The sequence below is a fragment of the Stenotrophomonas sp. 96582_Sma genome, assembly GCF_056480905.1.
The window spans coordinates 1,891,745-1,917,432 of the sequence record NZ_CM151122.1 but is presented as its reverse complement, the minus strand read 5'-3'; the positions used below and the strand labels follow the sequence as shown (position 1 = coordinate 1,917,432).

Annotated in this window: 23 protein-coding genes; 11 read left to right on the top strand and 12 right to left on the bottom strand. The window is 62.6% G+C overall.

Annotated elements, in window-relative coordinates; genetic code table 11:
• Positions 1-88: 88 nt before the first annotated feature.
• Positions 89-928: a type 1 glutamine amidotransferase domain-containing protein gene (locus ACZK2R_RS08960; RefSeq protein ID WP_180836885.1), complete on the bottom strand. Its 840-nt coding sequence runs from the start codon at positions 926-928 to the stop codon at positions 89-91.
• A 96-nt stretch (positions 929-1,024) separates the two neighbouring features.
• Between ACZK2R_RS08960 and ACZK2R_RS08955 the strand changes: the two genes are divergently transcribed.
• From ACZK2R_RS08955 to ACZK2R_RS08925, 7 genes are all read left to right on the top strand, one after another.
• Positions 1,025-1,948, top strand: coding sequence for a LysR family transcriptional regulator (locus ACZK2R_RS08955; RefSeq protein ID WP_180836883.1), 924 nt, complete (start codon positions 1,025-1,027; stop codon positions 1,946-1,948).
• A 549-nt stretch (positions 1,949-2,497) separates the two neighbouring features.
• A complete protein-coding gene (locus tag ACZK2R_RS08950; protein WP_049449683.1) occupies positions 2,498-2,854 on the top strand; it encodes a hypothetical protein in 357 nt (118 codons plus the stop codon).
• Positions 2,855-3,123: 269 nt separating this feature from the next.
• The gene (locus ACZK2R_RS08945) at positions 3,124-4,299 is read left to right on the top strand and encodes an ABC-three component system protein (protein WP_180836881.1); all 1,176 of its coding nucleotides are present in this window, start codon (positions 3,124-3,126) and stop codon (positions 4,297-4,299) included.
• Complete coding sequence (locus ACZK2R_RS08940) at positions 4,296-4,805, top strand: three component ABC system middle component (protein ID WP_219630797.1); 510 nt, start codon at positions 4,296-4,298, stop codon at positions 4,803-4,805. Before ACZK2R_RS08945 ends, ACZK2R_RS08940 begins: the two co-directional genes overlap by 4 nt.
• Complete coding sequence (locus ACZK2R_RS08935) at positions 4,805-6,772, top strand: DUF3732 domain-containing protein (protein ID WP_180836879.1); 1,968 nt, start codon at positions 4,805-4,807, stop codon at positions 6,770-6,772. Before ACZK2R_RS08940 ends, ACZK2R_RS08935 begins: the two co-directional genes overlap by 1 nt.
• 385 nt (positions 6,773-7,157) lie before the next feature.
• Positions 7,158-7,748: a ComF family protein gene (locus ACZK2R_RS08930; RefSeq protein WP_180836877.1), complete on the top strand. Its 591-nt coding sequence runs from the start codon at positions 7,158-7,160 to the stop codon at positions 7,746-7,748.
• A 3-nt stretch (positions 7,749-7,751) separates the two neighbouring features.
• Positions 7,752-8,606, top strand: coding sequence for a helix-turn-helix domain-containing protein (locus ACZK2R_RS08925; RefSeq protein ID WP_429000074.1), 855 nt, complete (start codon positions 7,752-7,754; stop codon positions 8,604-8,606).
• Positions 8,607-8,660: 54 nt separating this feature from the next.
• On the opposite strand, the gene ACZK2R_RS08920 is transcribed toward ACZK2R_RS08925, so the two are convergent.
• From ACZK2R_RS08920 to moeB, 7 genes are all read right to left on the bottom strand, one after another.
• Positions 8,661-8,822 (bottom strand): traJ protein, encoded by a 162-nt coding sequence (locus ACZK2R_RS08920; protein WP_180836875.1) that lies wholly within the window; start codon positions 8,820-8,822, stop codon positions 8,661-8,663.
• Positions 8,823-9,007: 185 nt separating this feature from the next.
• Positions 9,008-10,573 (bottom strand): glutamine-hydrolyzing GMP synthase, encoded by a 1,566-nt coding sequence (gene guaA / locus ACZK2R_RS08915; RefSeq protein ID WP_180836873.1) that lies wholly within the window; start codon positions 10,571-10,573, stop codon positions 9,008-9,010.
• Positions 10,570-11,046: a hypothetical protein gene (locus ACZK2R_RS08910; protein WP_180837002.1), complete on the bottom strand. Its 477-nt coding sequence runs from the start codon at positions 11,044-11,046 to the stop codon at positions 10,570-10,572. The genes guaA and ACZK2R_RS08910 overlap by 4 nt, the downstream gene beginning before the upstream one ends.
• 107 nt (positions 11,047-11,153) lie before the next feature.
• Positions 11,154-12,611 (bottom strand): IMP dehydrogenase, encoded by a 1,458-nt coding sequence (guaB, locus tag ACZK2R_RS08905; RefSeq protein ID WP_005409308.1) that lies wholly within the window; start codon positions 12,609-12,611, stop codon positions 11,154-11,156.
• A 398-nt stretch (positions 12,612-13,009) separates the two neighbouring features.
• Positions 13,010-13,888: a bifunctional methylenetetrahydrofolate dehydrogenase/methenyltetrahydrofolate cyclohydrolase FolD gene (gene folD / locus ACZK2R_RS08900; protein ID WP_014036908.1), complete on the bottom strand. Its 879-nt coding sequence runs from the start codon at positions 13,886-13,888 to the stop codon at positions 13,010-13,012.
• 169 nt (positions 13,889-14,057) lie between these two features.
• A complete protein-coding gene (locus tag ACZK2R_RS08895) occupies positions 14,058-15,890 on the bottom strand; it encodes a monovalent cation:proton antiporter-2 (CPA2) family protein (protein ID WP_180836871.1) in 1,833 nt (610 codons plus the stop codon).
• A gap of 303 nt (positions 15,891-16,193) precedes the next feature.
• Complete coding sequence (moeB, locus tag ACZK2R_RS08890; RefSeq protein ID WP_180836869.1) at positions 16,194-17,330, bottom strand: molybdopterin-synthase adenylyltransferase MoeB; 1,137 nt, start codon at positions 17,328-17,330, stop codon at positions 16,194-16,196.
• An 89-nt stretch (positions 17,331-17,419) separates the two neighbouring features.
• Between moeB and ACZK2R_RS08885 the strand changes: the two genes are divergently transcribed.
• The 4 genes from ACZK2R_RS08885 (at position 17,420) to ACZK2R_RS08870 (ending at position 21,179) form a co-directional block, all read left to right on the top strand.
• Positions 17,420-18,235 carry an AraC family transcriptional regulator gene (locus ACZK2R_RS08885; protein WP_180836867.1) on the top strand — a complete coding sequence of 272 codons (816 nt, stop codon included), beginning with the start codon at positions 17,420-17,422 and terminating at the stop codon, positions 18,233-18,235.
• 74 nt (positions 18,236-18,309) lie between these two features.
• Complete coding sequence (locus ACZK2R_RS08880; RefSeq protein WP_180836865.1) at positions 18,310-18,945, top strand: LysE family translocator; 636 nt, start codon at positions 18,310-18,312, stop codon at positions 18,943-18,945.
• Positions 18,946-19,039: 94 nt separating this feature from the next.
• Positions 19,040-19,822: a lysine transporter LysE gene (locus ACZK2R_RS08875; RefSeq protein ID WP_180836863.1), complete on the top strand. Its 783-nt coding sequence runs from the start codon at positions 19,040-19,042 to the stop codon at positions 19,820-19,822.
• Positions 19,823-19,961: 139 nt separating this feature from the next.
• Positions 19,962-21,179 (top strand): amidase family protein, encoded by a 1,218-nt coding sequence (locus ACZK2R_RS08870; protein ID WP_180836861.1) that lies wholly within the window; start codon positions 19,962-19,964, stop codon positions 21,177-21,179.
• Positions 21,180-21,485: 306 nt separating this feature from the next.
• Here the strand turns inward: ACZK2R_RS08870 and der are convergent, their stop codons facing one another.
• From der to ACZK2R_RS08850, 4 genes are all read right to left on the bottom strand, one after another.
• Positions 21,486-22,883: a ribosome biogenesis GTPase Der gene (der, locus tag ACZK2R_RS08865; RefSeq protein WP_049453247.1), complete on the bottom strand. Its 1,398-nt coding sequence runs from the start codon at positions 22,881-22,883 to the stop codon at positions 21,486-21,488.
• 17 nt (positions 22,884-22,900) lie between these two features.
• Entirely contained in the window at positions 22,901-24,109 is a 1,209-nt protein-coding gene (gene bamB, locus ACZK2R_RS08860; RefSeq protein ID WP_121503076.1) for an outer membrane protein assembly factor BamB, read from the bottom strand.
• Complete coding sequence (locus ACZK2R_RS08855) at positions 24,109-24,747, bottom strand: YfgM family protein (protein WP_032130493.1); 639 nt, start codon at positions 24,745-24,747, stop codon at positions 24,109-24,111. Before ACZK2R_RS08855 ends, bamB begins: the two co-directional genes overlap by 1 nt.
• 65 nt (positions 24,748-24,812) lie before the next feature.
• The gene (locus ACZK2R_RS08850) at positions 24,813-25,685 is read right to left on the bottom strand and encodes a RodZ domain-containing protein (RefSeq protein ID WP_180836859.1); all 873 of its coding nucleotides are present in this window, start codon (positions 25,683-25,685) and stop codon (positions 24,813-24,815) included.
• Positions 25,686-25,688: the final 3 nt, after the last annotated feature.

Below are 25,688 nucleotides of genomic sequence, written 5' to 3'. Positions count from 1 at the left end.
AGGGTTTCCCTGGGAAAACGGCCCCGCCCGGAAGGACGAGGCCAGCCCGTCATGGTGCCATGGCACCGCATGCGATGCAGAGCCCGCCTTACTTCAACCGCTCCACCAACCGCTGCCCTACCTCCAGCGCCGAGGCCGGGTTCTGGCCGGTAATCAGCTCGCGGTCCACCACCACATGCCCGGTCCACGGCGTGGCATTGCTGCTGAACTTCGCACCTGCCCGCTGCAACGCAGTCTGCGGGTAGAACTTCATCTCACCGCCACCCAGCAGCGGCTTGGCCTGCTCTTCTTCCTCGTTGCTGATCACCGTCATCTGGTAGCCGTTGTAGATCCACTTCGGCGTGGCCGGCTTCGCACCCGCGTCCAGCTTCGCCACAAAACCACCCGCATCCGGCAGCGTGGACAGCAGCGCGATCGGCCCGTGGCAGACCAGCGCGGTGGTCTTGTTGCGCTGGTGGAAGTCGGTCAGCAGCCGGCCCAGCGCCGGGCTCTTCAGCAGGTCCTGCATCGGCGCGTGGCCACCGGGAATGTAGACCGCATCGAAGCGCGCGTAGCCCTGCTGCTCCACGCGCGCCAGGCTGACCACCGGCGAGGCCGTCGGCGAGGTCAGCGCCAGCTTCTCCAGCAGCTCCTTGTGCAACTTCAATTGCGCGGCATCGTTGCCGAAGTACACCGGCGTCACCGAAGACGCGTCCACCGTCGGCGCCCGCCCCTGCGGCGTGGCGAAAGTCACCTCGTGGCCCGCATCCAGCAGCAGCTTGACCGGCTGCATCAGCTCGTTGAGATAGAAGCCGGTGGACAGCACCTTGCCGTCCTTCAGGTCCAGGTGGTTTTCGTCGGACAGCACCACCAGCACGTTGGCGGCCTGCGCGCCGGTGGCGGCCAGGGTCAGGGCCAACGCTGCGGCCAGCCGGGTCATCAGGTTCATGGGGAGCTCCTATCGGGGAATGGCCGCCACTTTATTCATCGCCCCAGCGGCGATAAATTGGCCCCATCGCAAAACATCTGTTCCCCGGAGAGCCAAATGAGCCGCAAGTTCGACTACCTGGGCGACGTGGAGGTGTTCCTGGCGGTGGTCGAGCACGGCTCGTTCACGGCCGGCGCGGTGGCGCTGTCCACCACGCCCTCGGTGCTCAGCCGCGCGGTCACCCGGCTGGAAGCGCGGCTGGGCCGCCAGCTGTTGCAGCGGACCACCCGCCGCGTGGGCCTGACCGATGCCGGGCGGCTCTATCTGGAACAGGTGCGCACCGCCTTCGGCCTGCTGGACGACGCCGAGCGCGACGTACTGGCCCAGGACGGAGCGCTGGCCGGCCGCGTGCGCCTGAGCGTGCCCACCACCTATGGCCACTACCGGCTGCCGCCCGTGCTGGCGCGCTTTGCGCAGCAGTACCCGCAGGTGCAGGTGGAACTGAACATCACCAACCGCAACGTGGACCTGGTGGCCGAAGGCTTCGACCTGGCCATCCGCCTGGGCCAGCTGCCGGACAGCGGGCTGGTGGGGCGAAAGCTGGAAGACGCGCCGCTGCTGCTGGTGGCCGCGCCGGACTATCTGCAGCGACGCGGCACACCGCAGACGCTGGACGACCTGCAGCAGCACCTATGCCTGCCCTTCGTGATGCCGCGTACAGGGCGGCTGGCGCCTTGGATCTTCCGCGACGACGGGCGCGACGTGGACTGGCTGCCGCGTTCGTCCATCGAGACCTCCGACGATGTGCTGGGCGTGGTGTCGCTGGCCGAACAGGGCATTGGCATCTGCCAGAGCTACGAGTTCATCGTGCGCGAGCGGTTGCAGCGTGGGGAGCTGGTGGAGGTGCTGCCACAGCTGCGCGGGCGGTCGCGGCCATTCTCGGTGATCTATGCACCGCATCGGCGCCAGTCGGCAGCGGCGCGGGCGATGATTGAGTTGCTGGTGGGGAATGCGAGCGCGGCTGAGGATCGCGTTGGTTGAAGCCGCGAGACGCACTGCCGATGTCGGGTTTGAACCGCTTTTCGGAGTGTGTGGCTGATCACGCGCCGTTGCTTGGCGAGGCGGACTAAGAACTGTTGCAAAGAAGGCCATCGCGCTAATTGCGTGTGGCATGGGCGATTGCGCCACTTTGTTTCGCTATCAGCAGCGCAGCTGCGCGATGCGTCTGCCGGCGTCGCGTGCTGCACGAAGGGCGCGTGCAACAATAGTTCTTCGCTCTCGGATTCCGCGATTCCTTCGCGAATTTCTATTGGCATTCGAAGCGGCGGCGTTAACACCATGGCGCGCCACCGAAAACGGGTGGCTCGGGTCTGCAAACCCGAAGAAAGCGATGTCTGTAGTTTGCGCTTGCCCGTCGGCACCGTCCTTAACCGGTGCCGGCGGGCAATCCGTCGGCCTTTCTGGCGGGCGGTGCGTGGGGGCTTTCGGGCCCACCGGTTTATGACATCGCTTCTTCCGGTTTGCAGCCACGCATCGTCCGCCACCCTCTTCGCGGTGGCGCTGTTAAGCACAGCCACGGAAGCCGACGCCATGAACGAATCCGACACCTTCTCCTCGTACACCGTTGTTGAACCCATCAACGACGACACTCCCCTGCCCGACCTGAACTCCCTGCTCGGCATCCTCAAGCGCATGCGTGGATGCGAGGGAGCAGATGGACACCCTTGGCCGGAAACCGACGTATCGCCCGGCCGACGTGTGAGCCTGGCGAGGAGTGAGCGCGCGATGGTCGGGGCGCTGACGGTACTGGAACTGCTGCACGCGGCCGATCGCTGCCGGGTTGCAGCGGAGCCGGAGCGGCATTTGGATGAGGGAGTTGTTGATGGGTTGTTTCTGGCCTGCCGGGGGTTGGTTGAGTGGGCTTGCAGGGAGGTTAGGCCGGAGTGATTCAGCAAATGCGATCGGACTATGGCGTCAATTTTTTGACCCTCCCGACTTGGAATCGCCATTGCGCAATCAGAGCGTGTTGAAGGAGGATCCACCTTGCCTACTCCCTAGACAAAACAGAGCCTCGTCGCGTACAAATTAAGCCAAGTTCGAAATGACATAACCAGATATGGCATGTCCACTTGTACCGTCAAATGCGCGAGAGACAACATGGAGTTAAGGATTCGGCCGGCGCGTAACGAACCGCGGCCAACCGGACGGCCAGTCTAATGGCCGATCCAAAGCCACTGTCGATCAAGCACGCCGCTCCAGGGCCATATCTTGGTTTTGCGCTGCAGCCTGTCAGGCTGTGCTACCACCTGCTAAGCGGCCCGGCGGACTCAGAGGTGTCACTTGAGTACTTGGATGATGTCGCCGTTCACTATAAGGACGGGGCTCTACTACTGGAACAGTGCAAAAGCGCTCTATCTCACAACCCCATTTCCGACTGGTCGCCTGACCTGTGGAACGCAATCTGCAATTGGTTGGATGAAGTGGAAGAAGGTGGAGTCGATGCTATTAGCACCGCTTTCCACCTCTATGTGACGCCCGCAAAGGAGGGGAAATTCAGCTCTGCACTGAATTTCGCAGACGGTCCCGAGACTATTGCATCGCTTGTTCAATTGGTGAGCAAAAAGCTGAAGCAGAGAGCAAACCCTCCACAATGCATTGCGCATGTTGAGAAATTTCTTGCTACCGAAGAATCCGTACGCGCTGCAGTAATTCAGAGAATTAAGATCATCGCTACTGATGATGACCCCCTAGAGCCTCTGCGCAATCTCCTAAGGCCCACGACCCCCGAGAAACTGGTTGACATAATTTGCGCCTCTGCGATTGGACAAGCAAAAGAAGCTGCAGATCGGTGCATCAGGCAGAAAGCACCAGCCATAATTAACGCTGCAGATTTTCGTAGAAATTTCCATGCTTTCGTCCAACAAAACAATATGGCCGGATACCTGCCATCCTTCACGCCGGCCCCATCAAATGAGGACACCCATACCCTTTTAACGGGGCGACCAATCTTCGCTCGGCAGCTGCAGCTTGTCGGAGCATCCGAAGAGACGCTAATTCGAGCAGCAAGCGACTGGATGCGCACCTCTGGCGACAAAACGAAGTGGGCAAGTCAGGGATATGTGTTCGAGGAGGCGCTTAAGGATTGGGACAAGGCGTTACTCCGCCAGTACCAAGCAGTGAGCATGGAAGTCCATGAAGTGTTCCACGAAAAAACCCAGGATGCACAAGGTCGAATTATCTATAGCCGATGCTCACAGAAGCAAGTCGCGCTAGGTGGGCGCTCTGTTCCTGAGCACTTCACCCACGGAGGATTTAATGATCTGGCAGACAGGCGAGAGTTGGGTTGGCATCCACGGCATCAGGCCCTTCTTGACGATGAGGAAGCTAAGTGACCTCACCTCTTCCACCCGCCCGGCTCAGTGAAGCCGCAGTTGTTCAGAATGAGGCACTAGGGGCTTACGCAATATGGCGATTCGGTATTGGCTTCCAGGAGCTGGAAGGCAGAGCGGCCCCACTTCATCTTGCCTTCTTAGTGCTTCCACTGGTGCTCCATACAGCAACTCTTGGAATGATCCTGAGTACCCAGAAGTCCTCAGGCTTACATCTTTTAGCCGGGAAACTAGGCGAGAAGCGCGAGGAACTACTCGCTGTGCATGAGCGCGCGCTCAGCCTTCGTAATCTCTCGCTGGCCTCGTTGATCGCTGCGGAACAGGCGCATCTTGTCCGAATATTCCCCAACACCGCGGAAGTTCGCTCTTTCAGCCCACACCATGACTTACGAACGCCAACAGTGCCTGAGCGAATTCGAAAGATTGGTCCAGCTTGCGAAAAAATTGGCCACTGGTTTTCCAGCCTTTCCGACCAGCAAGTGGCCCATACATTGAGAGTGGGATTCTGATGTACTTCCAACTATTGAAAATAATTCTTTGGCCGCGAGATGGCGGCGCCCCGCGAGAGGTGAATTTTGAACCCGGGAAGGTAAATGTTATTAGCGGGGCATCCAAGACCGGCAAATCGTCGGTAATCCCAATAATTGACTACTGTCTGGGCTCAGAGAAATGCTCGATCCCTGTGGGAGTAATTCGCGACAAATGCTCATGGTTTGGCGTTCTGTTTGATACTCTTGAAGGACAAAAGCTATTCGCCCGCAAAGAACCTGGCGGACTAAAATCTTCTGGGGAAATGTTCCTGCTTGAAGGTCCACTAGTTGCCATCCCTAGAGAAATTCATTCAAAGAATCAGAACGTTGACTACGTAAAGTCCTCGCTGAACAGGCTCTCCGGGCTATCGAACCTTCAATTTGAGCCAGGCAATGACGACAGGTTCAAGTCTCGGGTAGGCTTCCGCGACCTGATGGCATTCATTTTTCAGCCTCAGAATATTGTTGCGAATCCTGATGTTCTGTTTTTTAAGGCAGACACGACCGAGCACCGGGAGAAGTTAAAGACAATATTCCCTTATGTCTTGGGAGCAATCAGTCCGGAACTACTACAAATTCGCCATGACCTTGATCGACTGGGACGCCTGTTGAGACGAAAAGAGGCCGAACTTAGAGCCCGCCAGGAAACAGGCTCTGCATGGCAGCGAGAGGGATACGCCTGGGTTCGACTCGCGATAGAGTACGGACTACTGCCGCCAGATACTGACGTACCATCAGATTGGTCTGCAATTATAGATTTGCTACGTGAAGCTCTGACCTGCAGCCCGCGGTCGGCTACGCCCTCGCTCTCAGGCATGGACGTTATCATGTCAAGGCTAACTGAATTGCGCTCTCTAGAGTCAGATCTCGCAATAAAGCTGAGTCAATCCCGACAACGACTACATGAGCTTCGCCGTTTAGACGAAAGTAGTGACGAGTATCGAAATGGCCTTCGCATTCAGCGCGACAGACTTAGCCTTTCCTCATGGATCAGAGAGCTCTCGTCGGGTAATTCCGAAACCGTATTTGAAGTTAGCGAGAGCGGCCGTGCGCGAATCGACCAGCTTTGCCAGGCCTTGGAAAGCATCGAGCTTCGGCTTAACTCCTATCCAGAAGTAACAGAGTCGTTAGGACGAGAAACTCAGCGTCAGCGTGATTCCGTTGAGGTTAGTTTGAGCGAACTTACGGCAGTTCGCGCTGAAATTCGAGCACTTGAGGGCAAGTCCGAAGAAGCTCACAAAGCGACAACGCGCGGCGAAGAGATTTCTCGTTTTATCGGAAGACTGGAAGAAGCACTTAGACTCTACGACGCCGCAGACACCTCATCCGAACTGAACCAAGAGATTTCCACTTTGCGGATGCAGGTTGACAAGATGTCAAGCCAAATCTCCGAACATGAAATAGGCCGGAAGCTTGAAAATTCACTCAACACCATTCAGGAGATTTCAGGGAGACTAATTCCAAAGTTGGATGGCGAGTGGCCAGATGCACCAATTCGCCTTGTCATCCCAGACCTTACGGTAAAAGTCATTCACGACACCAGAGATGACTTTCTTTGGGAAATCGGGAGCGGCGCGAATTGGCTGGCATACCATGTCGCTCTTACCTTGGCGCTGCAAGGATACTTCTTGAGGCTTCCCCAGCACCCCGTCCCCGCCCTACTCATTTATGACCAGCCGAGCCAAGTCTATTTCCCCATCCGGCGTGCAGGCAAGGATAATGATATTGACCCTGATCCAGCGTGGCAGAATGAGGATATTGTCGCTGTCAGAAAGGTTTTTACGTTGTTCGATGAAGTCTGCTCCAAGACTAATGGCAGACTTCAGATAATCGTACTTGACCACGCAAACGAAGAAGTTTGGGGCGGACTCGAGAACGTGCACCCTGTCGAAGAATGGCGAGGGAAAGGGTTAGTTCCTGAAGATTGGCTTATCGAGGCCCTCTAAAGGGAGTTCGTAGCGTGCACAGATCCAATGCAGGGCGCCCGCTCCTGAACAAGCTTGATTCCCCAGATTCAACAAGCTGTCCGGGTCACTTCAAGCGCATGGCCAGCACGGCACCATTGCCCTCAGAAAGGAAGAGTGATGTATTGAAACAACAAGGGCACCTCTCGGCACCCTCATTGGGCGCAGGCATCGCCTCAACAGCCCGCCGCCACCCCGTCATGCGCCCCGTCTCCCGCTGGTAACGTCCTGCCCATATTTTGGATAGCACAACCCACAATCTATTCGCCAGATGACACCTTGAAAGACCATACAAAATTTTGTATGTTTAAAAGACGTTTCCAGCAGTTTCCTCATCACTGCAAAAAAACCAAAGGATCGCCACAGCATGCAAGTTCAAGTCAGACAGCTTGATGGTAGCTGGGACCTTGGCTATGCCCTTCATAAGCATACGCTCTCAAGCGTCTACCTCGGGGAAGATGAATACGGACATCCCCGATTTGACAACACTCGGTCTGAACCAGGGGAAGCGCTCTACCAACTCAAGTACCGAGGTGACTGGAATCAAATCACACCGTTGGCGGCTCAGATTCACGCCTCATTGCTGCCATTGTTTGGAAAAATTGACTTAATAGTTCCTATGCCAGCATCCACCACCCGCGCTCGGCAGCCGGTAGATGAACTTGCGGCAGAACTTGGGAAAATTACTAAAATTCCAGTGTTCAACAATCTTGTGTTGAAAACAGCTGCACCACAGGGTGCCCCGCAACTCAAAAACTTGCACGGCCGCGAGGAAAAGGATGCGGCGTTGCTAGGTAGGTTCAGCATCAATCCGTGCATCACCAATGAAGGGCGCTGGGATGCACTGTTGCTGGATGATTTATTTGATACAGGAGCGACTATGGACGCTGTTTGCACTGCACTGCGCACGTACAACAAGATAAATCGCGTCTACGCTGCTGCAATTACGTGGAAATAAGCTATGACAACAGTATTCATCGCCGGATCAATCTCAATTAGCCGCCTACATCCTAAGGTGCAGCAGAGAATCAACAAGATTGTGTTGTCAAATTTGAATGTTGTAGTTGGCGACGCAGATGGCGCGGACTCATCAATTCAGGAGTGTCTTCACAATTATCAAGCTAATAACGTTACGGTGTATTGCACAGGTGAAACCCCCCGAAATAACATCGCCGACTGGCCAGTACGCCGGGTCTACTCAAAAGCAAAAGTTGGAAGCAGAGCCTTCTTTACAGCAAAAGACTTAGAGATGGCTCGCAGCAGTGATTATGGATTAATGATTTGGGACTGTAAAAGCACCGGAACCCTGAGCAACGTCATTGAATTACTTCGGGAGAAGAAAAAATCCGTTGTATTCGTCAATAAAGATAAGGATTTTGTGACGGTCTCAGACATTTCAGGGCTTGAGCATCTCCTTTCGTTTATGTCGCCACATGCCATAACTAAGGCAGAAGAAAAGATCGGTCTCACATCAAAAATTGCCAGCCTTTCACACGAACAGTTCTCTCTCGACGTGTCCGTAGAGGATAAGACTGCCACCATGCCAGACGGAGAAACAGCACACGAACCACTTAACGAAAATTCCGCTCAGACAGAGAGCATGAAACTTCGATCAGAACTCATGTCCGCCCTTAAGCAGCATATCGTTAACGCCCATCTAAGCCAGTCACAAGCCGCCAAGGCTTTCGGCGTGACGCAACCCCGAATTTCCGACCTTACCAGAGGCAAGGTCGATCTGTTTGGACTGGATGCACTGGTGAATATGGCAGCGGCAGCAGGCCTAAATGTGGAAATTCACGTTCGAAGAACGGAATGATTTCGACGCCCATCAGCACGAATGAAAAACCGAAACGGCCCGGTTGGGCCGCTGTCATTTCCGGGCAAAGACTATGGCGCTTATCTTCTCTCGAATTTGAGCCTGCAATCCCCTGAATTCGATCATCACGCTTGCGACATCGATTGGTCTTGCATCTCGACCTCGCTTTTCCGCAAGCCAAATTTCAACAGGCCAGCCATCGGCAAAAGCTGCCATTCAGCTTCACCAGTCCACGCGCCACCTCAAGATCGGCATGCGCGTCGACCGGTTTATTCAGAGCAGCGGCGCGCAAATAGGCGGAATTCAGGACAGCGCCGAGCCAATAATAAAGAAAGCCCGCAGTTACGCGGGCTTAGAGGTGCTTTAGTGCTCTTTGGTACCGATCTATTCCGGACGCAGAATCATTCCCACTCAATAGTAGCCGGCGGCTTCCCCGAGATGTCATAGACCACCCGCGACACCCCCCGCAACTCATTGATGATCCGGTTGCTCACCGTACCCAGGAACTCATACGGCAGATGCGCCCAATGCGCGGTCATGAAGTCGATCGTCTCCACGGCCCGCAGTGCAATCACCCACTCATAAGCGCGCGCATCGCCCACCACGCCCACCGACTTCACCGGCAGGAACACGGCAAACGCCTGGCTGGTCTTGTCGTACAGATCCGCCTTGCGCAGCTCGTCGATGAAGATGGCATCGGCCTTGGCCAGCAGTTCGGCGTATTCGCGCTTCACTTCACCCAGGATACGCACGCCCAGGCCCGGGCCCGGGAACGGATGGCGGTAGACCATGGTGCGCGGCAGGCCCAGCTCAACGCCCAGACGGCGCACTTCGTCCTTGAACAGCTCGCGCAGCGGCTCCACCAGGCCCAGCTTCATGTGCTCCGGCAGGCCGCCCACGTTGTGGTGGCTCTTGATCACATGCGCCTTGCCGGTCTTGCTGCCGGCCGACTCGATCACGTCCGGGTAGATGGTGCCCTGCGCCAGCCACTTGGCGTTCTTCAGCTTGTTCGACTCTTCGTCGAAGATCTCAACGAACAGGTTGCCGATGATCTTGCGCTTGGCTTCCGGGTCGCTCACGCCTTCCAGCGCGGCGAAGTAACGGTCGGCGGCGTTCACGCGCACGACCTTTACGCCCATGTGCTCGGCGAACATCCCCATCACCTGGTCGCCTTCCTGCCAGCGCAGCAGGCCGGTATCCACGAACACGCAGGTCAGCTTCTCGCCGATGGCCTTGTGCAGCAGCGCAGCCACCACCGACGAATCGACGCCGCCGGACAGGCCCAGGATCACTTCGTCATCGCCCACCTGTTCGCGCACACGGGCGATCTGGTCGTCGATGATGTTGGCGGCGGTCCACAGGGTCTGGCAGCCGCACACGTCCACCACGAAGCGGCGCAACAGCGCCTGGCCCTGCAGGGTGTGGGTCACTTCCGGGTGGAACTGCACGCCGTACCAGCGCTTTTCTTCGTTGGCCATGGCGGCCACCGGAATGCGGTCGGTGGTGGCGGTGATGGTGAAGCCCGGCGGTGCAACGGAAACGTGGTCGCCGTGGCTCATCCAGACATTCAGCTTCGGCTCGCCGCCGTGGTCGCTCAGGCCCTTGAACAGTGCATCCGGGTTGATCACGTTCACTTCAGCGTGGCCGAATTCGCGCTGGTCCGCGGCTTCGGTGGCGCCGCCCAGCTGCGCAGCCAGGGTCTGCATGCCGTAGCAGATGCCGAAGATCGGCAGGCCGCTGTCGAACACTTCCTGCGGTGCGGCCGGCGCACCCGGCAGCGTGGTCGACTCCGGGCCACCGGACAGGATGATGCCCTTGGCGCCGAACGCGGCGATCTCGGCAGGGTTGTGGTCCCACGCCCAGATTTCGCAGTAAACGCCCAGCTCGCGGATGCGGCGGGCGATCAGCTGCGTGTACTGCGCGCCGAAATCGAGGATCAGGATCTTGTCGTTATGGATATTGGTCATGGTGCCGTTCCAGTGGTGTTTTTCACAGCGCCCGGCGCTTCAAGGCTCTGCGTCAGCGTGGCGATGAACGCCTCGCGTTGTTGAATATGTGAGGTGTCTTCCTCGTCCCAGCGCAGCATCAGCAGGCCGTGCGGTGCGTTGGGGTTGGAGCGGTCAGCGCGCGGCAGCTCGGCGATTTCCTGCACTTCGGTGCCGGGCACGATGCGCCGTTGCAGCGCCGCCATCGAGACGCCCGAATCCGCAGCACCCCAGGACGCCCAGCGCACACTCATCCGTGCGGGCTCCAGCGCGCCCAGGACCGGCGTCAGCACCGGATCATCCGGCCCGTGCAGCAGCTCGGAAATGCATTGCAGCGTGACCTGCAGCGGGCGCTCGCCAGTACCTTTCAGCAGCCAACGCTGTTCGCCAGCGGCCTGCACCTGCCAGCCCTTCGGCAGCGAGAACGCGTTCTGGCACGCCTGCACGTCCTGCAATTGCGAAACCGCCGCGCCCGGAGACCCGGAGCGCGGCGGCGGTTCGGACAACGAACAGCCTGCCATCAGCAGGCTGCCCGTAATCGCAAGAGCAGTTCGCAAGCGCATCAGGCGCGGTAGTTCGGCGGCTCTTTGGTGATGGTCACGTCGTGGACGTGGCTCTCACGCTGGCCGGCGCCGCTGATCTTCACGAACTTGGGCTTGCTGCGCATGTCTTCGATGGTGGCGCAGCCCACGTAGCCCATGGTGGCGCGCAGGCCGCCCATCAGCTGGTGGATGATGCCGCCCACCGGGCCGCGGTACGGCACGCGGCCTTCGATGCCTTCCGGCACCAGCTTGTCGGCGGTGGCGGCGTCCTGGAAGTAGCGGTCCTTCGACCCCTTCTCCATGGCAGCCAGCGAACCCATGCCGCGGTAGCTCTTGTACGAACGGCCCTGGTACAGCTCGGTCTCGCCCGGCGATTCCTCGGTACCGGCCAGCAGGCCACCGACCATGATGGTCGAGGCACCGGCGGCCAGCGCCTTGCCGATGTCGCCCGAGTAGCGGATGCCACCGTCGGCGATCAGCGGGATGCGGTCCTGCAGCGCTTCGGCCACCAGGTCGATCGCGGTGACCTGCGGCACGCCGACGCCGGCGACGACGCGGGTGGTGCAGATCGAACCCGGGCCGATGCCGACCTTCACGGCGTCCGCGCCGCTGTCCAGCAGCGCCAGTGCGGCTTCGCCGGTGCAGATGTTGCCACCGATGACCTGCACGTTCGGGAAGTTCTTCTTGACCCAGCTGACGCGGTCCAGCACGCCCTGCGAGTGGCCGTGCGCGGTATCGACCACGATCACGTCCACGCCGGCGGCGACCAGCGCTTCCACGCGGCGATCGGTATCGCCACCCACGCCGACGGCAGCGCCGACCAGCAGGCGGGTCGACAGATCCTTGGCAGCGTTCGGGAAGTCGGTGTTCTTCTGGATGTCCTTGACGGTGATCAGGCCACGCAGTTCGAACGAATCATTGACCACCAGCACCTTTTCGATGCGGTTGCGGTGCAGCAGCTGCAGCACTTCGTCAGAGGCCGCGCCTTCCTTGACCGTGATCAGGCGATCCTTCTTGGTCATGATGTGGCGGACCGGATCGTCCAGCTCGGTCTCGAAGCGCATATCGCGGTGGGTCACGATGCCGGCCAGAAGGCCGTCGCTGCCCACCACCGGCACGCCGGAGATGTTGTGCGCCTGGGTCAGGGCCAGCACGTCGCGGATGGTGGTTTCCGGACCGACGGTGATCGGGTCGCGGATGACACCGGCCTCGAACTTCTTGACCTTGGCCACTTCCGCGGCCTGCTGTTCCAGGCTGAGATTCTTGTGGATGATGCCCATGCCGCCGAGCTGGGCCATGGCGATGGCCAGGCGGGCTTCGGTGACGGTATCCATGGCTGCGGACAGGATCGGAAGCTTCAGCTTCAGGTCGCGAGTCAACCGCGTTTCGAGGTTGACGTCCTTGGGCAGGATGGTCGAATGGGCGGGGACGAGCGAGACGTCGTCGTAAGTGAGTGCTTCAGCCTGGATGCGCAGCATCGGCATACCCGAGATGTGGGGAAGCGCGACATTTTACCCTGTTTCTGGAGCCAAGAACAGCATTTTTTGGTAGCCAGAATTGGATTTCTGCGCGACACAGTGTCGCGCCAGCGGTGATCCGTTCAGGGCACCCAAACGCACCGCCTTTGGTAGGTGCCAACCTTGGTTGGCACAAACAGGGAGGGGCCTTCACCCCATCTGGGGTCCAGCGGCGGACGGATCGTGCCAACCAAGGTTGGCACCTACCAACAGCCGGTCGTCGGCCTGCCTGTGGTGGGTGCGGACCGTTGGTCCGCACTCTCTCTCAGACACCAGTGCCCCAGCAGGAGCCCCACCCCTCTGGCATTGTGCCGACCAACGGTCGGTACCCACCAACAGCAGATCTCCCCAATCGCAGGTCAGCTCAGCGCTTCCGCGGCTTCCAGCGTGTTCTGCATCAACGTGGCCACGGTCATCGGGCCCACGCCACCCGGCACCGGGGTGATCCAGCTCGCCCGCTGGGCAGCCGCTTCAAACCCAACGTCACCCACCAACCGGCCGTCATCCAACCGGTTGATGCCCACGTCGATCACCACCGCGCCCGGCTTCACCCACTCGCCCGGCACGATGCCCGGGCGGCCCACCGCCACCACCAGGATGTCGGCGTTGCGCACGGCCTGTTCCAGCACGTCCTTGGGGGTGAATTTGTGGCAGCTGGTCACGGTGCAGCCGGCAATCAGCAGTTCCAGGCCCATCGGGCGGCCGACGTGGTTGCTCACGCCCACGATGGTGGCGTTACGGCCGCGCACCGGCTGGTCGGTGTGGCCCAGCAGCGTGGTGATGCCGCGCGGAGTGCAAGGGCGCAGGCCGAACTCGCGCAGGGCCAGGTGGCCGACGTTTTCCGGATGGAAGCCGTCCACGTCCTTGCGCGGGTCGATGCGCTGGATCAGCCGGCGCGCGTCGGGAATGCCCGGCAGCGGCAGCTGGATCAGGATGCCGTTGATCTTCGGGTCGGCGTTGAGCTGGTCGATCAGGTCGAGCAGCTCGGCTTCGGTGGTACCGGCCGGCAGATCGTAGTCATGCGCCTCGATGCCGACCTTCTCGGCGGCACGGCGCTTGTTGCGCACGTACACAGTCGAGGCCGGGTCACCACCGACCAGCACCACGGCCAGGCCCGGGCGGCTGCCACCGGCGGCCACGCGGGCGTCGACGCGCACCTTCAGGCTGTCGAGCAGGTCCTCGGCGATGCGGCGGCCATCAAGGATGCGGGCAGGAAGCTGGGGAGCGGAATCGGTCATCGGGAGCAGGCGTGGGGCGGCGGGGACGCTATTGTCCCCGATTCAGGCCCCCTCGCCCACCGCCACGGCTTGGGTAATTCCCCACCTGGTAGTGCCGGCCGCTGGCCGGCAACCTCATGACGTCGGAACGTTCCCGTATCTGCCGGCCAGCGGCCGGCACTACCGGGCATTACTCTTCCTCTTCCGGCACATCCTGCGGGTTCAGCGTCTTGCTCTCCCGCTTCGGTGCAGTGAACGGCGTCGGCGTCGGTACGCCCTGCGGGCTGTTGCCGTAGATCATCCGCGCGCCGGCATTCAAGCCACCGCCTGCAATCTCCAGCTCGAAGCGCTCGGCGTCGCGGCGGCGGATCTGCTCGGCAATCTCGATCGCGTCGTCCTCATCCGCCCCCAGCTCCACCAGTGCGGCCTGGCCGAACAACACCGCCGATTCAAAGGTCTCGCGGATCTGGAAATCGACACCGGCGTGGATCAGCCGCAGCGAATGCTCGCGGTCGAACGAGCGCACCATCAGCTTGGCCTGCGGGAACTCGTGGGCCACCAGCTCGACAATGCGGTCGGCGGCCTCAGCCTTGTCCACGCACACCGCAATCGCACGTGCGTTGGCCGCGCCCGAAGCATGCAGCACATCCAGACGCGTGCCGTCGCCGTAGTAGATCTTGAAACCGAACCGCGCCGCGCTCTGGATCATCTCCACATCGTTGTCGATGATGGTCACATCCACGTCGCGCGCCAGCAACGACTGGCTGGCGACCTGGCCGAAGCGGCCGAAGCCGATCAGCAGCACGCTGCCGGACAGGCCGTCGGCCTCGTCCACGCCGTCCATGTTCACCGTCGGCTTCGGTGCGATGCGCTTGTAGACCAGTACCACCAGCGGGGTCAGCGCCATCGACAGCACCACCACGGCGGTGAAGTTGGCATTGATCTCCAGGTCGATCACGCCGGCCGATGCGGCGGCGGAGAACAACACGAAGGCGAACTCGCCGCCCTGCGCCATCAGCACACCACGATCCAGCGCCTGCGCGTGATCGCTGCCCATCACGCGCGCGACCACGTAGATGCACAGCGCCTTGGCCGCCATCAACGCCAGCACCAGGCCGAGAATCAGCTGCCAGTTGCCAGCCACCACGCCCAGGTCCAGCGCCATGCCGACGCTGAGGAAGAACAGGCCCAGCAGGATGCCGCGGAACGGTTCGATGTCCGCCTCGATCTGGTGGCGGAAGGTCGACTCGCTCAGCAGCACACCAGCCAGGAACGCGCCCATCGCCATCGACAGGCCGGACAGCTGCATCAGCAGCGCCGCACCCAGCACCACCAGCAGCGCGGCGGCGGTCATCACCTCGCGCGCCTTCGACTCGGCCAGCACGCGGAACAGCGGGTTGAGCAGGAAGCGGCCGACCAGCACCAGGCCGACGATGGCGCCGACGCCGATCGCCACCGACAACCAGCGCGAACCTTCGCCATCGGCACTGCCCGCGCTCGGGCCCATCCAGGCCACCAGCGCCAGCAACGGCACGATCAGCAGGTCTTCGAATAGGAGGATGGAGACGATCTTCTGCCCCGACGGCAGCGCGATGTCACCACGCTCGGCCAGCAGCTGCATCACCACCGCGGTGGAGGTCAGCACGAAGCCGGTGGCGCCGATGAAGGCGACCTGCCAGGGCAACCCGAACAGCTTGGCGATGCTGGTCAGCACCACCGCACAGGTGACGATCTGCAGCGTGCCCAGCCCGAAGATTTCCTTGCGCAGGCTCCACAGGTGCGAGGGCCGCATCTCCAGGCCGATCACGAACAGGAACATCACCACGCCGAGCTCGGCGGTATGCAGGATGGCCTGCGGGTCGGAGAACCAGCCCAGCCCGAACGGTCCGATCGCCAGGCCAGCGGCGAAGTAGCCCAGCACCGAGCCCAGGCCGGCCCGGCGGAACAAAGGCACCATCACCACCGCCGCGCCCAGCAGGGCCACGACCTTGACCAGCTCGCTGGTCGCTGCTTCTACCGCCATGCGGTGTTTTCCCCAAGATCCAGAATCGGGTTCAACAATAGAGCAATGCCGATGACGGCAATAGCACGCATGTTGCGCCGGATTGTCTTGGAGGTGGAACGATGCAGGGAGCGACCCCCAGCATCATCCCGAAACCATGCATGCGCATCGGCGGGCGCCAACCTTGTTGGCACAATCCGAAACCACAACCTGTAGAGCCGAGCCCACGCTCGGCTGCTCTTCCTGCCGAGGCCAGAAGCAGCCGAGCATGGGCTCGGCTCTACAGTAGATCTACGCCATGCGTGGATGAATCCCCGGCCGGGTTCACACGCCCCGACAGAACGCGGCGTAATCGATATACCCCGGGAATGGCACGCCCGGCGCGCACACCGGGCAATGCGGGTCCGGCCGGATGCCGGTCTCGCGGAAGCGCATGCCCAGCGCATCGAAGCGCAGCAGGCGCCCCACCAGCGGCTCGCCGATGCCCAGCAGCAACTTCAGCACCTCGGTAGCCTGCAGCACACCGGCCAATCCCGGCAGCACACCCAGCACACCGGCCTCGGAACAGTTCGGCGCGAATTCCGGCGGCGGCGGCTCGGGGAACAGGCAGCGGTAGCACGGCGCCACGCCGCGCTGGCGGCCGGCATCGAACACGCTTACCTGGCCGTCAAAGCGCTCGATGGCGGCATACACCAGTGGCGTGGCGTGCTTGATGCAGGCGTCATTGAGCAGGTAGCGCAGCGGGAAGTTGTCCGAGCCGTCCAGCACCACGTCCACGCCCTCCAGCAGCGCATCCACATTCTCGGATGTGACCCGCTCCGGCACTGCCTCGACCTCGATCGACGGGTTCAGCGCCAGCAGCCGCTCGCGCGCCGAATCGACCTTGAACTGGCCGACGCTGGCTTCGGTATGCACGATCTGCCGGTGCAGGTTGCTGCGCTCCACGCGGTCATGGTCGGCGAAGCGCAGGTGCCCTACCCCGGCCGCAGCCAGATAGAAGCCGGCCGGGGCGCCCAGCCCACCCGCGCCCAGTACCAGCACGCGTGATTGCTGCAGCCGGCGCTGGCCGGCCTCGCCCACCTGTGGCAGCAGCAGGTGGCGCGAATAGCGGTCGTAGAAGTCGCGTTCGGCGGCACTGGCCAGCGGCTGTACCAGCGGCAGCGACTGCTCGCGCCAGGCCACGGTGCCGCCCGTCACGGAAGCGACGCGGGTGTATCCAGCCTCCAGCAGGAACTGCGCAGCATCGGCCGAGCGCTTGCCGCTCTGGCAGATCAGCAGGATCTCCTGGTCGTGCTTTGGCAGATGCGCGGCCGGGTCGGCCTGCAGCTCGCCCTTGGCCACGCCACGCGCGCCCTCGGCCATGCCCCCGGCCCGTTCATGCGTCTCGCGCACATCGATCAGCACGGCGCCGTGGGCCAGGCGTTCACGCGCCTGCGCGGGGGAAAGCTCTTGGATGCTCATGGCCGCATTATCGCGCAGACACCCTCGACGCGCCTTGCCCCGAACATGGCACCATGCGGGCGTTGCTCCCTGCATCCCGGAACCGCTGCATGCGCTCTGCCACCGAATTCTGGCGTGACCCGCGCATGCCCTTCGTCGAAAGCCGACGGGCGTGCGACAGCCGCGCCTGCCATCGCCCGCACAGCCATGACACTTTCTCGATCGGCGCGGTGGACGCCGGCAACAGCGTGTTCACCGGCGCGGCGGAAGGACCGCGCCTGCTGCAACCCGGCAATCTTGTCGGCGTACCCGCAGGCCGCGTGCATGCCTGCAACCCCCTGCCCGGCCAGGTCTGGAGCTACCAGATGCTGCACCTGGACGCGCGCTGGATGGCCGATGTCCGCGCCGAGTATGACGGCCTGCCCGGACCCGATTGGCAGCAGGAACCCATCCGGATTTCCCACCATCGCCCGCGCTACCAGCAGTACTGCCAGCTCAACGAGACGCTGTTCTCCGACGATCCGGTCAGCGTCAAGGAAGCGGTCCTGATCGCGTTCGTCGGCGATCTGGATGAACACGATGGTGTAGCCGTGGCCGGCCCACCTGAAGATGCCGCATTACAGCAGCGGCTGCAGCCGGTGATGGACATTCTGCGCCAGCGGCTCGAACACACCCCGGCCCTGCAGGAGCTGGCATCGCTGGCAGGCATGAGCCGCTACCAGCTGATCCGCGCCTTCCGACGTGCCACGGGCCTGACCCCGCACGCCTGGCAGATCGACCAGCGCATCCAGGAGGCCCGGCGGCGGCTGTGCGAAGGGCAGGCACTGGCCGTGGTCGCCCATGCATTGGGGTTCGCCGACCAGAGCCATTTCCAGCGGGTCTTCAAGGCCCACGCCGGTGCGACCCCGGGCCAGTACCGGCGCTGAGCCTGCAATAACGTTCAATACCATCGCGCGGCGCATCCCCACACTGGCGCCCCCGCCAGCCGCCGCCGGACCCGATGGAACAGTTCCTGGTCATCGCCACCGTACATTTTCTCGCCCTGCTCTCACCCGGCCCCGACTTCTTCCTTGTTGCGCGCACTGCGATCACCTCTGGCTGGCGCACCGCCAGTGGCGCCTGCGCAGGCATCGCCCTCGGAAATGGCGTCTTCATCGTGGCCGCCTTCACTGGAATGGCCATGCTGCGCGCGGGCAGCGCAGGATTCATTGCGGTGCAGTTGGCGGGCTGCGGCTTCCTGCTGTACCTCGGCACGCTGTTCCTGCGCCATGCGGGTTCGACGACGCTGCAGGCATCTGACGCTGCCGCCGGATCGCGAGCGGACGGTGCCCACGGATGGTGGAAGGCGGCAGGGCTGGGCGCCCTGTCTGCGCTGCTGAACCCGAAGAATGCGCTGTTCTACGCAACGTTGGCGGCAATGCTCAACGGCCCGCAGGCCAGCGCCGCAACGAAGTTCTTCTATGGCGCGTGGATGTTCGGCATCGTCCTGCTATGGGATCTGCTGGTAGCCGCGCTGGTCGGCCACCCGTGGGTGCTGGGCCGATTCGCACGCGCCCTGCCCTGGCTGGAGCGCGCCGCAGGGCTCCTGATGATTGCGCTGGCGCTATGGATCGTCGTGTCGCTGTGGGTGGGCTGATGCCGGCGATTCGCGCCTGTCGCAATAGCGTTCAATACGGCGCGTCCGCACCAACCCACACTCGGCACTTTCTGTAGGTCGGTGGCAGGTTTACGTGCAGCAGTTCTTCATCGTCGCGGTGCTGTACGGCTTCGCCATGCTCCTGCCTGCTTCCAATCACGCGAAGATCCTGCGCACCGCAATGGGCGCGGGCGGGCGCGCCGCCATGGCCGCGTCGTTCGGTATCGCCATCGGTACGGGCGTCATCTGTGCGACGGCTTTCGTTGCAGCGGGCATGCTGGGAAACCGCGGCCTGTGGACGCTGGCGATGCAGTGCGCGGGCTGCCTCCTGCTGCTGCGCCTGGCGGGCATGTGCCTGCGCGACGCCGGCTTGACCCCGTTCTCTCCGCTTTCCCTGCAGATGCCCTTGGGCCTGCGCGCCCGCTCCCGTTGGCCGCACGCCGAAGCAGGATGCCTGCTGGCGCTCGCCAGCAGCAGCAACTGGATGCTGCAGTTCGCGATTGCAGCCCTGGTTACCGGCCTCGTTGCCGACACGGGCACCCAGGCCGCTTACGTGGCCTGCCTGAGTGGCGTCGCGCTGTCGCTCGGCCTGCTGATGGCGTGGCTCGGCAGCCACCCGCGCAGGGCACAGGGGTGTTGCCGATTGCTTCCATGGCTGGAGCATGCCGCGGGCCTGCTGATCGGGGCGGTGTCGGTGGCGTACCTGGCAGGTGCACTGGGTACGACCCTGGTCTGGGCAAGCATCTCGGGGCAGGTGCAGCTGCCGGAATCGATCCCCGCCACAAGCCAGGTGCAACCGGCTTCAACATCGCGGCGCGGCCGAGGCATGCCATGCGCGTTGCCTCATTGCCGCGCTCGTCGCAGCAGTCCGCCATGATCGAGACATCGAGAACCAAACCCATGCCTGGCTGGCGCGCCCAGCGCGCCCGCAACAGCAGCGTTCGGGTTTCATACTATTAGGCCGATGTTCGCACGGACAATCGTCACAACGCTTCGGAACCGACCACGAGATGAGCATGCACAGTAGTTACCCTGATGATCCGTCCGGCTCGATCGTCGAAAGGATCGACATAGCACCGCTTGGAGCAGGGCCTTTGGAGGGAACAACCTTCACGGTGAAGGACAATATCGATCTGGCGGGTCATAAGACCTCCTATGGCAGCCCCGCTTGGCGGGCCAGGCATCCTGCGCCGAAGCTCAATGCGCTTTGCGTCGATCAGGTATTGGCTGCGGGCGCGCGCTGCGTGGGTAAGGTCGTCGCGGACGAATTCACGTATAGCCTCGACGGCGAAAGCCAATTCTTCGGCACGCCGGTGAATGCCAGGGCTCCAGATCGCATTCCCGGCGGCTCTTCAAGTGGATCGGCAGCGTCGGTCGCCAATGGCGTGGCCGATTTCTCCATCGGCACCGATTCGGGCGGCTCAATCCGTGTTCCTGCGAGCCTGTGCGGTATCTGGGGCATGCGCCCATCCCTGCATCGGATTTCCGAAGCCGGCGTGCTGCCCTTCATGCCGAGCGTCAGCACGGTAGGCGTCGTTGCCGCATCATTGAACCTGCTTGATGCAGCGACACGGGTTTTGCTGCGCAGCAGCTCAAGCCAGCCGGCGCCGCTGCGACGTATCCTGGTCCTCGCCGATGCGCTGGACATTGCTGACGAAGCAGTGAGAAACCAGGCGGAGGCCGCCTTGCAGGCAATCGCCACCCGCACAGGCATCGAGCCGGAGACAGTCCGCTTCTCGCAGATCGTCGGCGCGGACGTTCCGCTAGTCGATTGCAATGTGAAGGCGCTTCGGAATCTGCAGACGGCCGAATTCCAGAGCACGGTTGGCAGCTGGATCGAAACACACAAGCCCGAGCTTGGCTTTGCCTTCTCCATGGCGTATGGAAATGTGCAATCGTTCGACCGGCTTACCGCACTCGACAGCATCACCCGCTGCGAATGGTTCTTCGAGAGGATCAATGCTTTCCTCATGCCCGGAACCGTCATCTGCTTCCCCACGACGCCTGTCATTGCCCCTCTCAAGGGATCGCTGACGACGCTGGAAGCCGTGCTGGACTTCTACGATAGGACAATGGCGATCACCGCCTTTTCCGGTGTCGCGCGGCTGCCCGAGATTTCCATGCCGTTGCTGACTGTCGACAATTGCCCGGTTGGACTCTCTGTTGCCGCTGGTCATTATCAGGATGAATTCGTGCTGGCTTCAGCCAGGCAGATGACAGCAGGAATTGCATAAGTCGAACCCGGTCCTGGCCATAAAGAAGCGTCCATGCCCAAATCCCGTCGCTGAAAGGTCCCCTCGTCGAGTTCCACATCGAGGTAGGTCCCCCAGCGACCGCCCAGCGCACATCAATCATGACGGCGCCGTAGGCCAGGCGCTCACACGCCTGCGCGGGGGAGAGCTCTTCGATGCTCGTGGCCGTATTGTCGGGCACGGGGCGCCGGACCGCCTCGACCGGTATCTGCGAACACGGGGGTTGCCGGCCAGCGGCCGGCACTACCACAAACAAGAAAGGCGGCCCTGCGGCCGCCTTTCTCTGCATCACTTGCCCTTGACGTGCTTCATCAAGCGCCGCTTGGCCTTGACCTGCCGCTCGGTGAGGACGTTCTTCTTGCCCTCGTACGGGTTGGTGCCCTCGCGGAAGATGAAGCTCACCGGCGTGCCGATCAGCTTGAAGCGCTTGCGGAAGAAGTTCTCCAGGTAGCGCTTGTACGATTCCTGCAGCTCCTTCAGGCGCGTGCCGTGCACGATGAAGGTCGGCGGGTTTGCCCCGGCCGGGTGCACGTAACGCAGCTTGGAGACATGGCCGCGGATGGTCGGCGGCGGGTTGGTCTCGTACGCCACTTCCAGCGCCTTGTTCACTTCGCTGGTGGTGAAGGTCTTGTTCGCCGATTCGTGCGCGCGGTGCACCGCACGGAACAGCTCACGCAGGCCCGAGCCATGCTTGGCCGAGATGCGCACGGACTCGGCCCACGGCACGAAGCCCAGCTTCAGCGACAGCATGGTTTCGGCCTGCTCGCGCTGGTACTCGGTCAGGCCATCCCACTTGTTGATGGCGATCACCAGCGCGCGGCCGGCGTCGAGCACGGCACCGAGCACGGTGGCGTCCTGGTCGGTCACGCCTTCGGTGGCGTCGAGCATCAGCACGGCCACCTGGCACTGCTCGATCGACTGCATGGTCTTGACCACCGAGAACTTCTCGACGACCTCGTCCACGCGCGAACGACGGCGCAGGCCGGCGGTGTCGATCAGGCGGTACTCGCGGCCATCACGCTCCAGGTCCACGGCGATCGAGTCGCGGGTGGTGCCCGGCACGTCGGAGGCGATCATGCGCTCCTCGCCGAGGATGCGGTTGACCAGCGTCGACTTGCCCACGTTCGGGCGGCCGACGAAGGCGATGCGGATGCGGTTCGGATCGTTGTCCAGCTCTTCGCCGCTGCCTTCTTCCGGCAGGCGCTGGACCACTTCGTCCAGCAGGTCGTCAAGGCCCTGGCGATGCGCGGCCGACACGGTCAGCATCTCGCCGAAGCCGTAGCGGGCGAACTCCGAACGCACGGTGTCCTCGTCGGTGCCGTCGATCTTGTTGATCAGCAGCAGCGTCGGGCGCGACAGCTTGCGCAGCCAGGCCAGGATCTCGTCGTCCATCGCCGAGGTGCCCTCACGGGCATCGACCACGAACAGGATCAGGTCGGCTTCCGCCGCAGCGGCGCGGGCCTGGCGGGTGGTAGCCCCTGCCAGACCCTCTTCCTCTTCCGCGATACCGCCGGTGTCGACGACGAGGAAATGATTGTCCTCGTCCAGACGGCAGACACCGTAGTTGCGGTCGCGGGTGACGCCGGGCTGGTCATGGACCAGCGCGTCACGGGTGCGCGTAAGCGCATTGAAAATAGTCGACTTGCCGACATTCGGCCGTCCAACCAGGGCGACCAAAGGCAGCATCGCGATTACTCCAATTTTTAATTTGCCAACCGGAAGGCGGTCAGCTTGCCATCAACGTTCTGCACCAGCAGCACCCCGTCTACGACGATTGGCTGGGCCAGCAGGGCGTCACCGCCGCTCTTTGCCCGTGCCGCCATCGCACCATCGGAGGTCTGCAGCCAGTGCACGTATCCCTTGTAGTCGCCGACCACGACGTAGTCGCCGTGCAGTGCCGGGCCGGTCAGCGAGCGACGGGCCAGTGCGGTCTGCGACCACATCGCCGCGCCGCTGGCCTTGTCCAGGCCGAACACGCCGCCCTTGTTGTCGGTGACGAACACATTGCCAGACGAGACCGCCACGCCACCGGCACCGCCATGGTCGCGCGCCCAGAGCGGGCGACCGGTCGGGCCTTCGATGGCCATCGTCTGGTTCTTGAAGCTGCTCACGAACAGGGTGTTGCCATCCAGCACAGGCGCGCCGTCGACATCGGCCATGCGCTCCAGCTCGGTACGGCCTTCACCGTTGCCCACATTCTGTTCCCACAGGGTGCGGCCATCCTGCTGGGCCAGGGCGGCAACCGCGCCCTCGTCCTTGCCGATGAACAGCACGCCCGGGCCGGTCACCACCGGCGCGTTGCCACGCACGGTCAGCGCCGGCAGCTCGCTCGGGTTGAACCACTTCTGGGTGCCGTTGCCGGCATCGAACGCGGTGATGCGGCCGTCATTGCTGCGCACGTAGACCGCGCCCTGGGCGATGGCCGGCGCGGCGATGACTTCACCCGGAACACGGGCGCGCCACTTCTCGCTGCCGTCGTTGATGTCCAGGGCGATGACCTGGCCATCGAGCGTGCCGATCACGACCAGGTTCTCACCGACCCCCGGGCCGCCGGACAGGCGCAGCTTGGCCTTCTTCTTTTCCTTCTTCGGCTCCCAGGTCCAGACCTTCTTGCCGGTCTGCAGGTCGATGGCGTGCACGCCACCGGTGAGTGCCGCAGCGAATACGTGGCCGTTGGCAACGGCCGGGCCCTGGCGCACGCCGATGCGGCGCTCGCCCTTGCCGAGGTTGACCGACCAGGCCTTGTTGACCTTCAGGGTCGGCTCGAACTTGACCAGCTCAGCCGGTTCCTGTGCCTTCTTCGCGGCCGCGTCCTTGCCGGCGAACCAGCCCTTCACGGTGCTGCAGCCGGTCAGGGCCATGCCCATCAGGAGCACGGTGGCGACGCGGGTGATCATGACCTTCTGACTCATCAAACCGACTCCGCAGGGGCGGCAACGGTGCCGCCGGCGTCCATAACCTTGGTTTCCAGCAGGCGCCGCTGCGGCGCTGCCACGTCCAGCGACTTCAGCGCTTTCTCGTACTGGCCTCGGGCGTCATCACGCTTGCCCTGCGCCATCAGCGCGTCGCCATGGATTTCCAGGCTGCTGCTGTCGGTGGCGCTGCCCAGCAGCTTGATCGCCTCGTCACTCTTGCCGGTGGCCACCAGCAGGCGGGCCACACGCTGGTCGACCACGCGCTGCAGGTCACCTTCGACCTTCACGCCGCGCAGGGTGGCCAGGGCTTCTTCGTTCTTGCCGGCGTCGACCTGGGCCTTGGCCAGCTGCAGCGCCGCGAGGTCGCCGTAGATGCTGGACGGGCCGGCTTCGAGCGCCTTGACCGCCTTGGAGGCGTCGTCGAGCTTGTTCTGCTGCAGGCCAACGAGCGCCTTCTGGTACTCGACATTGGCCGAGGCCAGCTTGCCGCCCTGATCCTTCTGGTACCACTGCCAGCCGGCAATGGCACCGATGGCGATGACTACGCCACCGAGGATGCTGGCGCCATTCTTCCGCAGCCAGCTGCGGACGCGTTCACTTTGTTCGTGCTCGTCGAGCAGATCGTCGATCGCCATGCGTACTCTCGCCCCGCCCATCGGGAGGGACCATTGGGATTAATCGAAGGTGGTGAAACCGCGCCTCAGTGCGAAACCGGGACTACGGAGCCTTCAGAGGATACCTGAAAGCGTGCCACGTTGGCTCGCTGGTAGGGGGTCAGATCGACGATAGCGCCGTTCTGCTGAACCTGGACCGCCGAGGCGTTGCCCAGGGTCACCCGGGTCACCTGGCCCGGCGTGAAGCTGCGGCTCTCGCCGGACTTGATCAGCGCCTTTTCGACCGTGGCGCCGTCCGGACCACCGATATCGACCCAGCTGTCGCCGCTGAACTGCATCTCCAGCGTATTGGCGGCTGCGGGCGCAGCGGGTGCCGAACGCGGCACCGGGGACAGCGAAGCGACATACGGGGTTGCGGCCGGCTTGCTGGCCGGGGCACTCGCGACTTCAGCCGGGGCTGCCGGCTCGACACCCGCAGCGGACGGGGCCACCGGCACAGCGGCCGGGATCGCGTCCAGCGAGGCCGTGTTCGGCGACGGCGTGGCGCTGCCATCGAAATGGCCGCGGGTGGCGAACCACACCGGCACGGCCAGCACCGCGGTGATGCCGACGTACAGCACGCGACGGCCGAGATTCTCGGCAATGCGGCGCGCACGCGGGGTATGGGTATGGCTGACCAGGGTGGGCGGAACCACCGGGCCGACCTGGGCCTGCTCCAGCAGCTGGCTCACATCCACGTCCAGCAGGCGCGCGTAGCTGCGCAGCTGGCCGCGCACGAACACCGGCGCCCCCAGCTTCTGCCATTGTTCCTCTTCCAGCGACTTGACCACCTGGACCGGCATGCGCAGGCGCGAGCCGACATCTTCGAGGGTCAGTCCGGCCGCCTCGCGGGCCTGGCGCAGGCGGCTGCCGCAGCCGGCCGCAGTCTCGAGAGCGCTCACAGTCTGGTCATCAATCACAAT